This window comes from Kribbella sp. VKM Ac-2566 (assembly GCF_004366005.1).
Lineage (GTDB): Bacteria > Actinomycetota > Actinomycetes > Propionibacteriales > Kribbellaceae > Kribbella > Kribbella pratensis.
This window is the reverse complement of the sequence record NZ_SODT01000011.1, coordinates 484647-498465: the sequence shown is the minus strand read 5'-3', so window position 1 is coordinate 498465 and position 13819 is coordinate 484647. Positions and strand designations below refer to the sequence as shown.

12 protein-coding genes are annotated in these 13819 nt (G+C 67.9%); 7 read left to right on the top strand and 5 right to left on the bottom strand.

From position 1 onward, the window contains the following. Positions 1-39: 39 nt before the first annotated feature. Both EV647_RS25165 and EV647_RS25160 read right to left on the bottom strand, forming a co-directional pair. On the bottom strand, positions 40-1230 hold the full coding sequence (locus EV647_RS25165; RefSeq protein ID WP_134006910.1) for an acyl-CoA dehydrogenase family protein: 1191 nt from the start codon (positions 1228-1230) through the stop codon (positions 40-42). A gap of 107 nt (positions 1231-1337) precedes the next feature. Next, on the bottom strand, positions 1338-2768 hold the full coding sequence (locus EV647_RS25160) for a serine/threonine-protein kinase (protein ID WP_134006908.1): 1431 nt from the start codon (positions 2766-2768) through the stop codon (positions 1338-1340). A 120-nt stretch (positions 2769-2888) separates the two neighbouring features. Between EV647_RS25160 and EV647_RS25155 the strand changes: the two genes are divergently transcribed. Beyond that, a complete protein-coding gene (locus EV647_RS25155; RefSeq protein WP_134006906.1) occupies positions 2889-3539 on the top strand; it encodes a peptidylprolyl isomerase in 651 nt (216 codons plus the stop codon). A 95-nt stretch (positions 3540-3634) separates the two neighbouring features. Beyond that, entirely contained in the window at positions 3635-3997 is a 363-nt protein-coding gene (locus EV647_RS25150) for a VOC family protein (protein ID WP_134006904.1), read from the top strand. On the opposite strand, the gene EV647_RS25145 is transcribed toward EV647_RS25150, so the two are convergent. Continuing rightward, the gene (locus EV647_RS25145) at positions 3994-4956 is read right to left on the bottom strand and encodes a CoA ester lyase (RefSeq protein WP_134006902.1); all 963 of its coding nucleotides are present in this window, start codon (positions 4954-4956) and stop codon (positions 3994-3996) included. The genes EV647_RS25150 and EV647_RS25145 overlap by 4 nt on opposite strands. A gap of 123 nt (positions 4957-5079) precedes the next feature. Here EV647_RS25145 and EV647_RS25140 point away from each other — a divergent pair, with 123 nt between their 5' ends. Beyond that, on the top strand, positions 5080-5607 hold the full coding sequence (locus tag EV647_RS25140) for a hypothetical protein (RefSeq protein WP_134006900.1): 528 nt from the start codon (positions 5080-5082) through the stop codon (positions 5605-5607). Here EV647_RS25140 and EV647_RS25135 read toward each other — a convergent pair. Together EV647_RS25135 and EV647_RS25130 are read right to left on the bottom strand one after the other, a co-directional pair. Continuing rightward, a complete protein-coding gene (locus EV647_RS25135) occupies positions 5604-9224 on the bottom strand; it encodes a S8 family serine peptidase (RefSeq protein WP_134006898.1) in 3621 nt (1206 codons plus the stop codon). The genes EV647_RS25140 and EV647_RS25135 overlap by 4 nt on opposite strands. A 114-nt stretch (positions 9225-9338) precedes the next feature. Then, positions 9339-10307, bottom strand: a complete 969-nt coding sequence (locus tag EV647_RS25130; RefSeq protein WP_134006896.1) for a helix-turn-helix domain-containing protein — start codon at positions 10305-10307, stop codon at positions 9339-9341. A gap of 90 nt (positions 10308-10397) precedes the next feature. Between EV647_RS25130 and EV647_RS25125 the strand changes: the two genes are divergently transcribed. From EV647_RS25125 to EV647_RS25110, 4 genes are read left to right on the top strand one after another with little or no spacing between them, the layout of a single operon-like run. Beyond that, positions 10398-11696, top strand: a complete 1299-nt coding sequence (locus tag EV647_RS25125; RefSeq protein WP_134006894.1) for a magnesium transporter MgtE N-terminal domain-containing protein — start codon at positions 10398-10400, stop codon at positions 11694-11696. Further along, complete coding sequence (locus tag EV647_RS25120; protein WP_133785652.1) at positions 11686-12246, top strand: DUF1003 domain-containing protein; 561 nt, start codon at positions 11686-11688, stop codon at positions 12244-12246. The genes EV647_RS25125 and EV647_RS25120 overlap by 11 nt, the downstream gene beginning before the upstream one ends. 39 nt (positions 12247-12285) lie before the next feature. Then, positions 12286-13179: a zinc metalloprotease HtpX gene (htpX, locus tag EV647_RS25115; RefSeq protein WP_134006892.1), complete on the top strand. Its 894-nt coding sequence runs from the start codon at positions 12286-12288 to the stop codon at positions 13177-13179. 4 nt (positions 13180-13183) lie between these two features. Continuing rightward, entirely contained in the window at positions 13184-13747 is a 564-nt protein-coding gene (locus EV647_RS25110; RefSeq protein WP_134006890.1) for a hypothetical protein, read from the top strand. Positions 13748-13819: the final 72 nt, after the last annotated feature.

The following is a 13819-nucleotide window of genomic DNA, read 5'->3' as shown; positions in this document are numbered from 1 at the left end:
GCCGACCGGCACCGCCCCGCCTGTCGACCCAGCGTACGGTCAGAGCTTGTAGTCCTCGAGCAGGCGGCGGCCGATGATCATGCGCTGGATGTCGGCCGTCCCCTCGCCGATCAGGAGCATCGGGGCCTCGCGGTAGAGGCGTTCGATCTCGTACTCCTTCGAGAACCCGTAGCCGCCGTGGATGCGGAACGAGTCCTCCACGACCTGCGAGCAGTACTCGCTGGCCAGGTACTTCGCCACGCCGGCCTCGAAGTCGTTGCGGGAGCCACTGTCCTTCTTCCGGGCTGCCTTCACCATCAGCTCGTGCGCGGCCTCCACCTTGACGGCCATGTCGGCGAGCCGGAACAGCACCGCCTGGTGCTCGGCGATCTTCTTGCCGAACGTCTCGCGCTGCTGCGCGTACGAGATCCCGAGCTCGAACGCCCGCCGGGCGACGCCGCACCCGCGCGCGGCAACGTTCACGCGACCGACCTCGACGCCGTCCATCATCTGGTAGAAACCCTTACCCGGTACGCCGCCGAGGATCTGGCCCGCGTCGATCCGGTACCCGTCGAACACCAGCTCCGTGGTGTCGACGCCCTTGTAGCCCATCTTCTCGATCTTGCCGGGGATCGTGAGGCCCTTGTCGACCTCACCGAACCCGGGCTCCTTCTCGACCAGGAACGTGGTCATGTTCTTGTAGACCGAGTCCTGCCCCTCGTCGGTCTTCACGAGTACGGCGACCAGGTTCGACGAGCCGCCGTTGGTCAGCCACATCTTCTGACCGTTGACGACATAGCCGTCACCCTCGCGAGTGGCTTTCGTCTTGATGGCGGCGACGTCGGACCCGCAGCCCGGCTCGGACATCGAGAACGCGCCGCGGACCTCACCGGTCGCCATCCGCGGCAGGTACTTCTGCTTCTGCTCGTCGGTCCCGTGCTGCAGCAGCATGTACGCGACGATGAAGTGCGTGTTGATGATCCCGGACACGCTCATCCAGCCGCGGGCGATCTCCTCGACGCACAGCGCGTACGTGAGCAGCGATTCGCCGAGGCCGCCGTACCCCTCGGGGATCATCAGCCCGAACAGCCCGAGTTCCTTGAGTCCCTCGACGATCTCGGTCGGGTACTCGTCGCGGTGTTCGAGCTCGGTCGCGACCGGGAGGATCTCGGCCTCGACGAAGGCCCGGACCGTCTTCAGGATCTCTTCCTGGATGTCGGTCAGCCCCTCAGTCTGCTGCAACCTGCTCATCGTGCGTCTCCTTCGGCCGGCTTACCCGCGAGTATCCTCGCTATCAGCATCCCGGCACGAGGGTGACACCCGCTGTGACACCGGCCACCTGGCGAAGGTCGCGTGCCTCACTCGTCGTCGTGGTCAGGACGAGGGAGTGACTGGCCGATGGTGAAGAACAGCGCGGCGATCTGCTGGGTCGCCTGCCAGCGGTGTCGTTGCTGTGCCTCAGCCAGCCGCTGCCGCGCCTCGTAGAAGTGCTTCGCGGCGGACTCGGTGTCGCCGTGGTCGATTGCCTGGGCAGCCTGGTCCAGGTCGTTCGCAGCCTCCCGCGGCGCCTTGCTACGGCTGCCCTGCTGCGTCGCGCGTACCTGTGCGGCCAGCGAGCGCAGCCGCTGCACCAGCATCCCTTGCGGGTTCTGCGTCTGCGTCGGCTTCTTCGTCGGCGTTGTCTTCGTCTTGGTGGGAGTGGGGGTCGGCTTGGGCTTCGGTGTGGTCTTGGGAGCCGTCGTGACCTTCTGCACCGGGGCAGTAGGCGTTCCGCCGGCCTGTGCGGGCGGATCGTTCGACACGCCTGCCCGCAGCAGGAGCGCCCCCACCAGACCCGCTACCACCACGGCAGCAGCCACACCTGCCTTGGCCAAGGGGAAGCCACTGCGGGTCGCCCGATGCGCCGGTTCGTCGGAGTCCTCCTCCCACTTACCCACACCGACCACCTCGGCAGCCGCAGGTGGCGTGAACGCCAGCACCTGCGTCTGGTTGGCCGGTGCGAGCAGCGCGGCCACCTCGTGCTCCGACGACGGACGGTCCGCCGGATCCTTGGCCAGTAGGTGCGCCACGAGGTTCGACAGCTCAGCCGGTACGTCGGCACGTGTAACAGGCGGAGGCGGTACGTCGAGATGCTGCCGCATGACCACGTCGACGGTCGGGCCTGTGAACGGCGGCGTACCGGTCAGGAGCTCGTGCAGGACACAGCCGAACGAGTACCAGTCGCTGGCCGCGGTCGCGGGCTCGCCACGGACCTGCTCCGGCGACACGTACGACGCCGTACCGAGCAGGACGCCCAGTCCGGTCGTCTCGTTGCCCGCACTCTTGGCAATACCGAAGTCGGTCATCTTGAGGGTGCCGTCGGGAGCCAGCAGCAGGTTGCCCGGCTTCACGTCGCGGTGCACGATCCCGGCCGCGTGTGCCGCGTCCAGGGCACGAGCGCCCTGCACGGCGATGTCCTCGATCAGGGAAGCGGCCGGGAGTCCCGACGTACGCATCAGTTTGGCCAGATCGGGTCCTTGCACGAGTTCCATCACCAGGAACACGTGGTCACCCTCGGTGCCGACGTCGTAGGTCGCGACAACGTTCGGATGGGTCAATCGAGCGGCTGATTGAGCCTCGGCGCGAAACCGCTGGACCGCGTCCATCGGGTCGCCTTCGAGGCTGCGCAGCAACTTCACCGCGACCTGGCGGGCGAGGAGCGTGTCCTCGGCCTGCCACACCTCACCCGCACCGCCCCTGCCCAGCAGGGTCAGCAACCGGTACCGACCTGCCAGTACCTCGCCGTTCACACAAACACACCTTCCGCAGCGGACCGGATCACCTTAGGCGGGAAGCGCCGGATGTTCGAGTCCGCGACGAATTCCTTGAACAACCTCTGCAGAGAGCAAGCGAGGTACTACGGTGTGGTGATGAAGCGATCACTCACCGCCCTGATCGCGGCCGTTCTGGTTGCGACGACACTCTCCACGACCACAGCCTCCGCCGCACCGGCTGCCAAGCCGGTGGCGAAGTGCGAGTTCACGCCGACGCCTGAGAACCCGGCCGCCAAGCCGGTCCGGATCCCGTCCCCGGTGGCCCGTGCGAAGGGCACGGTCGACGTGTACTTCGTGACGAACTACGGACCGTTCGTGGTCCGGATGGACCGCGCCAACGCGCCCTGCGGCGTACACAACTTCGTGCATCTGGTGAAGAGCCGGTTCTACGACGCCACGCAGTGCTTCCGGCTGACGAACTCGTCCCGGCTGGGCGTCCTGCAGTGCGGTGACATCTACCGCCAGGAGGAAGGTGGGCCCGGGTACAAGTTCCCCGACGAGGTCACCGGCCAGGAGACCTACCCGCGCGGCACCGTTGCCTACGGCAACCAGGGCCCAGGCACCAACGGCTCCGAGTTCTTCGTCGTGCACTCGTTCGCGAACATCGCGCCGAACTACACCGTCCTCGGCCACGTCATCGCCGGCATGTCCACCTTCGACCGCATGGTCACCGCCGGCATCGCCGACCCCGACCAGGACGGCCCCCCGGCCAAGCCCATCCGCATCTACAAGGTCTGGACCCGCTGAGGGAGCGCAATTCAGGCGGCGCGCCGCTAGCTTGAGGATGTGGGCACACGCGGCCGGCCGCGGACAGTGCTCTTCAGGGACAAGGAGGCGCGGAGATGGTGCAGCTAGGTGCGATCGGGCAGATCGCCCGCCCGGTGAGTGACATCCAGCAGGCCGTCGACTTCTACGGCGGCGTACTGGGACTCCCCCACCTCTACACGTTCGGGGACCTGGCGTTCTTCGACTGCGGTGGAACGCGGCTGTTCCTGAGCGCCAACGAAGGATCCGCGAACCCTTCCATCCTCTACTTCCGCGTCGACGACATCCAGACGGCCTACGACGAACTCCGCGCCCGCGGCGTGGAGTTCGAGCAGGCCCCGCACCTCATCCACAAGCACGACAACGGCATCGAGGAATGGATGGCCTTCTTCCCCGACCCCGACGGCCACCTACTCGCAATCATGGCCCAGGTGGGTTAGTCGGCGGGGGGCTGCCAGATGTCGGTGCGGGTGAGGCCGGCGGCTCGGCCCTTGGCGGAGATGACGAGGGCCATTTTGCGGCTGGCTTCGTCGATCATCTCGTCGCCGAGCATCACCGCGCCGCGGCCGCCGCCGGCCGCGGAGGTGTAGTGGTCGTAGGCGTCGAGGATGTTCTCGGCGTGGTCGTAGTCGTCCTGGCGGGGCGAGTAGACCTCGTTCGCGGCGGCGATCTGGTCGGGGTGCAGCACCCACTTGCCGTCGAAGCCGAGCGCGGCCGAGCGGCCGGCGACGCGGCGGAAACCGTCGACGTCCTTGATCTGCAGGTACGGCCCGTCGATCGCCTGCTTGCCGTGCGCCCGCGCGGCCATCAGGATCTGCATCAGGATGTAGTGGTAGGCGTCGCCGACGTCGTACCCGGGCGGCTGCTCGCCGACCACCAGCGACTTCATGTTGATCGACGCCATGAAGTCCGCCGGCCCGAAGATGATCGTCTCCACCCGCGGCGACGCGGTCGCGATCGCGTTCACGTTGGTCAGGCCGAATGCGTTCTCGATCTGCGCCTCGATCCCGATCCGGCCCGGCTCGTACCCGTGCACCTTCTCCAACTGGGTGAGCAGCAGGTCGAGCGCGACCACCTGCTCGGCGGTCTGCACCTTCGGCAGCATGATGCAGTCGAGGTTCGCGCCGGCGCCGCCGACGACCTCGATCACGTCGGCGTACGTCCACTCGGTGGTCCAGTCGTTCACCCGGACGACGCGCAGCTTGGTACCCCAGCCGCCCTCGTTGAGCGCGGCGACGATGTTCTTGCGGGCATCAGGCTTCGCGATCGGCGCGACCGAGTCCTCGAGGTCCAGGAACACCTGGTCCGCGTCCAGCCCCTTCGCCTTGGTCAGGAACCGCGGGTTCGACCCAGGCGTGGCCAGACACGACCGTCGACTACGCAAGACCTGTTCCGTCATCGGGACCTCCACTCGGTTACTCGCCGGTCACCGGCAGCGTACGGCGTCTGCGCCCGCTGTCCCGGTGACCCGGCTCACTTCCCTTCCGAGTGTGTCCCGATTCACCGTGTGACACTTGGACCTGTGAGCATCGAGGAGGCTGTCACCGAGATCGCCGGCGTGATGAAGAAGGCCGGACTCGTCTGGCTGGCGTGGGACGGCAGGCGACCGGTGCCGGCGTGGTTCGCAACGGTCGAGGGCCAGTACGTCGTCCTGGCGGACTCAGCTGACGGCGCGGAGCAGCCCCTGCCCGGACTCGCAGCAGCACCCACAGTCGAGGTCGTCGTACCGGCCAAACCTGCCACGAACCGCCTGGCGAGCTGGAAGGCGACCGTACGGCGCTTGCAGCCGGGGACCGACGAGTGGACAGCAGCAGCCCAGGTACTGCGAACCGAGCGGCTGAACGCAGCCGAGCTGGACACACAGCTGGAGCGGTGGCGGAACGAGGCCGACGTCCTGGTCCTGGACCCGACCGGTGAGATCAGCGAGACGGCAGGACGCTACGACGCCACGCCGCGGGCCGAGGCTCCGGTACCGACCAGAGCCACGACCCGCGGCAAGCCACCGATGACACTGCACCGCCCAGTGCGCCGCCGCCCTAAGCTGAGTTAACGCACCCCGAAGGCCCGCTGGATCGTCTGGCTGACGCTGTTGCCGGCATCGTCGCGTGCCGTGACCCGCATGCTCACGTAGTCGGCTGATGCCGGCGCATCCAGCTTCCCGCGCCAACCGGCCCCCGACCGTTGCAGCCCGATCGACCGCCACGTGGCACCGTCGTCGTACGACAGCTCCAGCGTCGCCGTACTGACCTTGCCTGTGTCCACAGCCCCTGGCAGGTGCGAGGCGGTCACCGCGAGGTCTGCGTGGCGTTTCGCTCGACCGGACAGGTCAGTTGCGATCGAGTAGTCGAGCTGGAGCAGCGGCAGCGTCTCCAGGTTCGCGTAGTCCGCCTGACCGGAGGTGAAGCCCCACTCGGTGTGTGTGCTCGGCGAGTACGGCCGGTTCGGCAGGTCGCGCTTGGTGTCAACGACCAGCCGGTACGGCAGCGGCTCCGGCGCGACCTCTACCGAGAGGATGTCGGGGCCCTCGCCGATCAACGTGTCGCCCTGGTAGAACGCCGACGTGACCGGCGCCCCGACGTCGTACACGATGCCCTGGTGCGGACCTGAGTCGGCGAAGCCGGGCACGCCGAAGACGCTCATGATGTCCCCGACGCGTGACGGCGGTGTCGACAACGCACTGTCGCCCAGCAGCCGCGGACGCTGGATACCGGCGAACCAGGTCTCCTTCGTCGTGCTGCCGGCACGGTAGGACAGTGACGAGCCCTGCTGAGTCAGGTCCGGCACCGCGGCCATGCTGAGCCACTTCACCTTCGGCGAGGCCGTGACCCACACCGTGTGGTCACTCTGCGCGGGTACCGGTGTTGTTGCGGCCCCCACAGCCCACGTCAGGTCCGCGGACAGGTCGAAGCGGATGTCCAGCGCATCCCCCGGCTTCGTGTCCCGGAAGGACTCGTCGATCCGTGCCAGATCACGTGTGCCCGGCCGGTACCCGGGGTCTTTCGGAACCGCACCGTCATGGTGCTGGACGAGGTCGTAGATGTAGTCCGGGTACGGGTGCGAAACGAGCGGCAACAGCTTGGGACTGATCGCCAGCAGCTGCTTGCCCTGGTCCGTGTTCAGGGACGCTACAGGGAGTGCCGGCGCCTCCTCCTGCGGCAGATCGGCCCACGCGTCCAGAGGCCCGTATCCGTCGTTCAGGATGAGCAGCAGCTTCGCACCGCCCTTCGCGGCAGCTGCAGCCTGTGCTGTCGGCGGTACGGCGTCGTTGCGCTGAGCAACAGCGATCTTGCCCCGGACGTCGTACGTCGCAGGGTCGGAGCCGACGTACACCACCGGATAGGTGCCGACGCCTTCAGGCACCTTCGGCGACCAGCTCTGTACGACGCTGTCGAACGAACCCACCGTGAGAGCGGGCTGAACCTGTCGCCAGCGTGTTGCGAACGTGTAGGAGCCCTCTGTCACCTTGCGGGTCGGTGTGGCCCAGAGGGAGTCGTAGATCCACCACTCGAGCTGATACACGTCGACAAAGCGATGCAGGTCGCCGTAACTCCGGTACTGGTCGACGCGCAGATACGTGTTGTCAGAAGGCCGCGGCGTGACCGCAGCCACCTTACGGAGTCCGGCAGCGTCGAACGTGAGCGTCTGGTCCTGGGTGACGTCTACCTCCGGCTGACTGATGACAGCCCGGCCCAGCGAATGCGGACCGTCCAGACCGGGTACGTCGGCGTACATCCATCCGGCGTACGTGCTCGGGCGAACGTCGACGTCGAGACTCCCGTCGACGACGTACACCTCCGGTACGACGTCCCGCTTGATGTCCTTGAGTACGACGACACCCGACAGCGCCGCGCCGTGCGGGTCCTTCGCGCGGAGCGACAGCTTGACGCGCTGACTCTGCTTGCTCACACCGATCGAGGTGTGGGCGAGCACTGCTCCATTGCCATCAGTTGCCGTGATCATCGAGCTGTAGCCGGCGTCGTCGACGGCCAGATCGAGGTGACTCACCACACCGGCGGTCGCCGTACCGTGCGCCGGGACGGTCAGGTGCGGAGTCGTCAGCGTGAACAGACCGGCCGGGATGCCCTGGTTCTTGAGAGACAGGTTCAGCGTGACGGGTTCGGCGCCGTTGTTGGTGTAGGTGACGTCCTTCTGCACCAGTCCGCTCGCCGGGTAAGGCCACTTCACCGCGGCGAAGGCGGAGCCGGACGCGTACAGCGTGCTGCGCACCGCAGTGGCTACGTCCAGCCGGCCGGTACCTGCCGCGAACGGGCTGTACTGCTGCGTGGTCTTCGTCGTACTGACCAGCGCATCCTTCAACTGCTGCCCCGTCCAGTCCGGGTGCGCGTTGGCCAGCAGCGCAGCCGCACCAGCGACGTGCGGTGTGGCCATCGACGTACCGTTCATCGCGACATACGGCCCTTCACCTTCCGGCGAGTACTGCGACCGCGCAGCGAGCACACCGACGCCAGGAGCAGTCAAGTCGGGCTTGACCGCACTGTCACCGAGTCGCGGACCGCGGCTGGAGAACGACGCGAGGCGGTCCGCACTGTCGACTGCGCCAACGGTCAGGGCCGCGTCCGCGGCACCCGGTGCCGAGACGCTGTACGGATCCGGTCCGGAGTTGCCCGCGGCGATCACGAACAATGCGCCGGTCTCGGCGCTCAGCGTGTTCACGGCCTGGCTCATGGGGTCCGTGCCGTCGGTCGGACCGGAGCCGAGGCTCATGCTGATCACCTTGGCGCGCTGATCGCGCGCGGCCCACTCCATGCCGGCGAGGATCCAGGAGTCCTGGCCGCTGCCGTCGTCGTTCAGGACCTTGCCGATGTGGAGTCCGGCGCCAGGCGCCACGCCCTGCTCCTTGCCGCCGGACGCAGCACCCGTACCGGCGATGGTCGAGGCGACGTGGGTCCCGTGACCGTTGCGATCGGTGACGTCCTGGCCCGGCACGAAGCTCTGCGAGGCGACGATCCGGCCGCCGAAGTCGGGGTGCGCGGCATCGATGCCGGTGTCGAGCACGGCGACGTCCACGCCTTGACCGGTGTTGCCGCCCTGCCACACCTCCGGCGCGCCGATCTGGGTGGTGGTGTCCGACAGGGTCGCCTTGGCCTTGCCGTCCAGCCAGATCTTCGCGATCCCTGTGCGGGCCGCGGTGTTGCCGCCGGTGAAGGACGTCCAGAACGCGGCGGCCTCGTCGTGGTCAGCGGTCAGTGCGGCGCCTTTGATGCTGGTCAGTGCGCGGGTCTGCCGGGCGCCTGCCGGAGCGGCCTGCTTGCGTCCCTGGGCGTAGGAGACGATGAGGGGCGTGCCGTCACTGTGCGCGTCGTCGTACCCGTCGGACAGCAGCTCGGTGACGTTGAAAAGGCGCTCGTCGAGGACGCCGGACGCAAGATACGGCAGCGCGGCGTCCGGGTAGACGTACAGGTCGTTTCCCACGGTCATGATGTGCGCGCCGGCGGGGGTGCCGTTGGGCTTGCTCACGGTCGCGGTCGGACGGCCTTCGACGGTCGTCACGGTGACCTTGTCGCCCGTGATCAGGGTGACTGTGCGCGGCGGCGTACTGGCTGCTGGGGTGGCAGCACCGGCCTGCGGCACCGAGACGGCGGCCAGCGCCAGCACGGCGGCGCCGAGGGCGGTCAGCCCACGACGGCAGAAGGAAGACAAGGACACGGAAGCTCCAAGCTCAGGGGAGGTCCAACGATCTCCGCATTACATGCGGCTCCCCATCCGTGGTGCTACGGATTCGGCTGGCGCAAAGAGGTCACGACCAATCCGGCCAGAGAACTAGAGCCAGCCGCGGTCGCGGGCGTGCCAGCCCAGTTGGAGGCGGGAACGCGAGTGGGTCTGTTCCATCAGCTGCTGGACCCGTCTGGCAACAGTGCGCCGGCTGATCCCGAGACGTGCACCGGCCGCGTCGTCGGTCAGCCCTGCCACCAGCAACGACAGGAGGTGCCGGTCCTCGGCAGACATGGCCTCCTCCCGCTCCAGACCGTCTGACTCGGTCACTGACAGCGGACTGGCCCGATTCCACACGGTCTCGAACAGTGCGACCAGAGCGTCCAACAAACTGCATGGATGCACCAGCAGCGCCGCGTCCTGTGCCGGGGTGGCCCAGTCCAGCGGAAGCAGCGCCAGTTCCCGGTCCGCGACCGCCAATTTGGTCGGTAGTACGTCCGCGATCCGGGCCTGCTCTCCCGCCCGCACGTGGCTGACCGCGCTGGCGCTCAGCACTGCGTCGCCCAGTGCTGAGCTGTCGTAGACGACTCGGTACGTCACACCAGCCCCCTGCCGGGCCAGCTGCGTACTGTTCACCTCGGCCGACGCGACGTACGGCGGAGCGACCAGCTCACGCATCTCACTTCGGGCCGTCCGCTGCACGCGGTCGAACGCCAGACCGACTGCCGTCTCCCCGCTGACGATCTCGATCAGCTCCTCGGTCCGCCGCGCACCACTCTGCCGGGTCGCCTCTGCCGCCAGCCGGTACGCCGCCTTGCGGATCCGCTCGAACTCCTCCTCCTGCCGCAGGATCAGCTGCTCGACCGCGAGCTCCGGAGGCACCGGCACGATCAGCTCCGCCGGCGGCGGCGTACGGTGCACGAAACCCTCGCTCAGGAGTACGTCGACCGCGCGCAGAACCTCCTGCACCGGACGGCCGAGCCGTGCGGCCAGGTCCACCAACGACGCGGCACCCCGCCGGATCAGGTCCAGGTACGCCGCCTCGTCGTCGGCGCCCAGCCCGGTGGATCCGAGCATGCCCACCCCACCTTCGAAAGTCGCCCGAGAGGCAAAAGTCTACGAAGGGTCCTCAGCCTCGACGCACGGTCGGCGGGTTAGCCTTCGGACATGAGTGGATCACCGTCGCGGGTCTATGTCGCCCGATTGGCGGGTCTGCCGGTGTACGACCCGAACGGGGACCAGGTCGGCAAGGTGCGGGACGTGGTGGCCATGATGCGTCAGGGCGACCAGCCGCCCCGCGTGCTCGGCCTGGTCGTCGAGGTGTTCACCCGGCGCCGGATCTTCCTGCCGATGACTCGGGTCACCTCCGTCGAGGCCGGCCATGTCGTCACCACCGGTCTGGTCAACATGCGGCGGTTCGAGCAGCGCACGACCGAGGTACTCGTCCTGGGCGAGATGCTCGACCGGACCGTCACCATTGCCGACACCGGAGCCGCCGCGGTGGTGTACGACATGGCAATGGAGCAGTGGCGGACCCGCGACTGGCTCCTGACGAAGGTGGCGGTCCGGGAGGGTTCGAAACGGTTCCGGCGCCGCGGACAGACCCACGTGCTCGACTGGATCGACGTGACCGGTTTCACCCAGGACGAGGAAGGACAGGGCGCGACACACATCCTGGCCGCCTTCGAGTCCATGCGGCCGGCCGACCTGGCCGGCGTACTGCACGATCTGTCCCCCAAGCGTCGCAAGGAGATCGCCGTCGCGCTGGACGATCAGCGGCTGGCCGACGTACTCGAGGAACTGCCCGAGGACATCCAGGTCGAGATCCTCGACGGTCTGGACACCGAACGGGCTGCGGACGTGCTGGAGGAGATGTCCCCGGACGACGCGGCCGACCTGATTGCCGAGCTGCCGACCGAGACAGCCGAGCGCCTGCTCACGCTGATGGAACCCGAGGAAGCAGAAGACGTCCGGCGACTGCTGACCTACGAGGAGCGCACCGCCGGCGGCATGATGACGTCCGAACCGGTCATCCTGCCCGCGGACGCCACTGTGGCCGATGCCCTCGCCCACGTACGCAACGCGGAGCTCAGCCCCGCACTGGCCGCGATGATCTACGTCTGCCGGCCACCGCTGGAAACGCCGACCGGACGGTTCATCGGGATCGGTCACATCCAGCGACTGCTGCGCGAGCCGCCGTCCGAGCTGGTGTCCGCTGTCCTGGACACCGACCTGGACGGGCTGCGGCCGGACGACAGCCTGCAGACGGTCAGCAAGTACCTGGCGACGTACAACCTGGTCGCCGCGCCGGTGCTCGACGACGAGGGCCGGCTGATCGGTGCGGTGACCGTCGACGACGTACTCGACCATCTGCTTCCCAGTGACTGGCGAGAGCACGACCACGCGGATCGCGTGGAGCAATCACAGCTGCCCGAGCCGCAGGAGGTGGACCACGATGCCCCGTGACGACCGAAGCACCGACGACCGCCGCCAGCGCGGCAGCGGCACCGCCGAGGAACGCCGCCTGATGCGGAGCACCAACCGCCTCGACATCCCGCGCGAGCTGCGACGCACGATCGCACTGCGCTCGGCGTACGATGCGGACGCCTTCGGCCGCCTGTCCGAACGGATCGCGCGCTTCCTCGGCACCGGGCAGTTCCTGGTCTACATGACCGCGACGATCCTGTTCTGGGTCGGCTGGAACATCTTCGCGCCGGAGAGCGTGCGCTTCGACCAGTACCCGTTCATCTTCCTCACGCTGGCGCTCAGCCTGCAGGCGTCGTACGCCGCTCCGCTCATCCTGCTCGCCCAGAACCGGCAGGAGGCCCGCGACCGGGTGCAGTACGAGCGCGACCGCGACGTCGACGCCCGGACCCGGGCCGACATGGAGTTCCTGGCCCGCGAGGTGGCATCGCTGCGGATGGCCGTCGGCGAGGTCGCCACCCGCGACTTCCTGCGCTCCGAGCTCCGCTCCTTGCTCGCCGACCTCGACACTCGCGAGGACGACCGGGTTTGACACCGAGCTACCCTCGCTGTGAGTGAGGAAGGACGTGGGATGAAGACTCGATTCGCGCCCGATCGTGGGCTGTCCAGCCGGATGGTGGTCACGAGTTTCCTGCTCGGGCTGCTGTACGTCGGCTTCGTGGCACTGCTGATCGCGCTGACCCGCAGCGCGGTGCTGGCCGTGCTGATTGCCGGCGGCATGCTCTTCGCGCAGTACTGGTTCTCCGACCGGATCGCCCTGTATGCGATGCACGGCCGGATCGTCACGCCCGAGGAGGCGCCGCAGCTGCACGGCGCGATCGACCGGCTGTGCGCGCTGGCGGACATGCCGAAGCCGCGGGTCGCGATCGCCGACGTCGACCTGCCGAACGCGTTCGCCACCGGCCGCAACCCGAAGAACGCGGTGGTCTGTGTGACCACCGGCGTCATGCGGCGTCTGGACGCCGACGAGCTCGAGGGTGTGCTGTCGCACGAGCTCTCGCACGTCGCGCACCGGGATGTGGCCGTGATGACGATCGCGTCGTTCCTCGGCGTACTCGCCGGTCTCATCACCCGCTTCGGCCTGTACGGCGGCCTGGGACGGAACCGCGACCAGAACGCGGCCGTGATCATGCTGACGATCATCGCGGTGTCCATCGCCGTCTATGCGATCTCGTTCCTGCTCACCCGGGCCCTGTCGCGGTACCGCGAACTGGCCGCGGACCGGGCCGGGGCGATGCTGACCGGCAGACCCTCGACGCTGGCGTCGGCGCTGACGAAGATCAGCGGGGACATCGCGCAGATACCGTCGCGCGACCTGCGCCAGGCGCAGGCGTTCAACGCGTTCTTCTTCGCGCCGGCGATCACCGGCAAGAGCCTGTCGTCGCTGTTCTCCACGCACCCGTCCCTGGAGACACGCCTCGACCGCCTCGGTACGCTCTCCCGCGAGCTGGGCGAGCAAGCTTAGACACATGGGCCTTCTCGACATCCTGCTCGGCCGGAGCAAAGCCGTCCCGCCGAACCTCGATCAGCTGTTCTCGCTTCCGTCGGCCGCGATCACCTTGGAGACCGCGGCCGGCTTCCGTCCGACGGGCAGCGGCTCGGTCTGTTTCAAGGCGGCCGAGGGCGGTGGGTTCACCGCACTCCGCGACGAGGTCGACAAGCTGCTCGCGCTGGACAACGGCAAGTTCACGAGTACGACGGACTCGTACGGCTTCACCTGGCTGGTCCGGCAGACGGCGCCCGACGACCTGGAAACCCTGGTCACCGACCTGCACGCCGTCAACACATCCCTCGTCGACGCCGGCTTCGGCAACGCGCTGCTCTGCACCCTGGTTGCCTTCACCAACGGCAGCCAGTCCGTCGGCCTCGTCTACCTCTACAAACGGGGCTCCTGGTACCCGTTCGTCCCCGTCGGCACGGACCGCCGCGACAACGCCCAGGAACTCCAGATCAAGTCCGTCGTCGGCGCCGACCTGAACTTCGAATCGGACCTGTCCCGCTGGTTCCCCATCTACGGCGCACCGGGCCTGTAGAAAGTAAGGGTTACCTTTCCGGGCCTACGTCACATGGACCGTGGTCGGGCGGATGGGTGTGAGCACGTAGCC

Excerpts from the sequence above, each read along its gene's own strand:
- EV647_RS25110 (WP_134006890.1), top strand. The coding sequence starts at position 13,184 with ATGGGCCTTCTCGACATCCTGCTCGGCCGGAGCAAAGCCGTCCCGCCG.
- EV647_RS25145 (WP_134006902.1), bottom strand. The coding sequence starts at position 4,956 with ATGACGGAACAGGTCTTGCGTAGTCGACGGTCGTGTCTGGCCACGCCT.
- EV647_RS25120 (WP_133785652.1), top strand. The coding sequence starts at position 11,686 with ATGCCCCGTGACGACCGAAGCACCGACGACCGCCGCCAGCGCGGCAGC.
- EV647_RS25130 (WP_134006896.1), bottom strand. The coding sequence starts at position 10,307 with ATGCTCGGATCCACCGGGCTGGGCGCCGACGACGAGGCGGCGTACCTG.
- htpX (WP_134006892.1), top strand. The coding sequence starts at position 12,286 with ATGAAGACTCGATTCGCGCCCGATCGTGGGCTGTCCAGCCGGATGGTG.
- EV647_RS25150 (WP_134006904.1), top strand. The coding sequence starts at position 3,635 with ATGGTGCAGCTAGGTGCGATCGGGCAGATCGCCCGCCCGGTGAGTGAC.
- EV647_RS25125 (WP_134006894.1), top strand. The coding sequence starts at position 10,398 with ATGAGTGGATCACCGTCGCGGGTCTATGTCGCCCGATTGGCGGGTCTG.
- EV647_RS25165 (WP_134006910.1), bottom strand. The coding sequence starts at position 1,230 with ATGAGCAGGTTGCAGCAGACTGAGGGGCTGACCGACATCCAGGAAGAG.
- EV647_RS25155 (WP_134006906.1), top strand. The coding sequence starts at position 2,889 with ATGAAGCGATCACTCACCGCCCTGATCGCGGCCGTTCTGGTTGCGACG.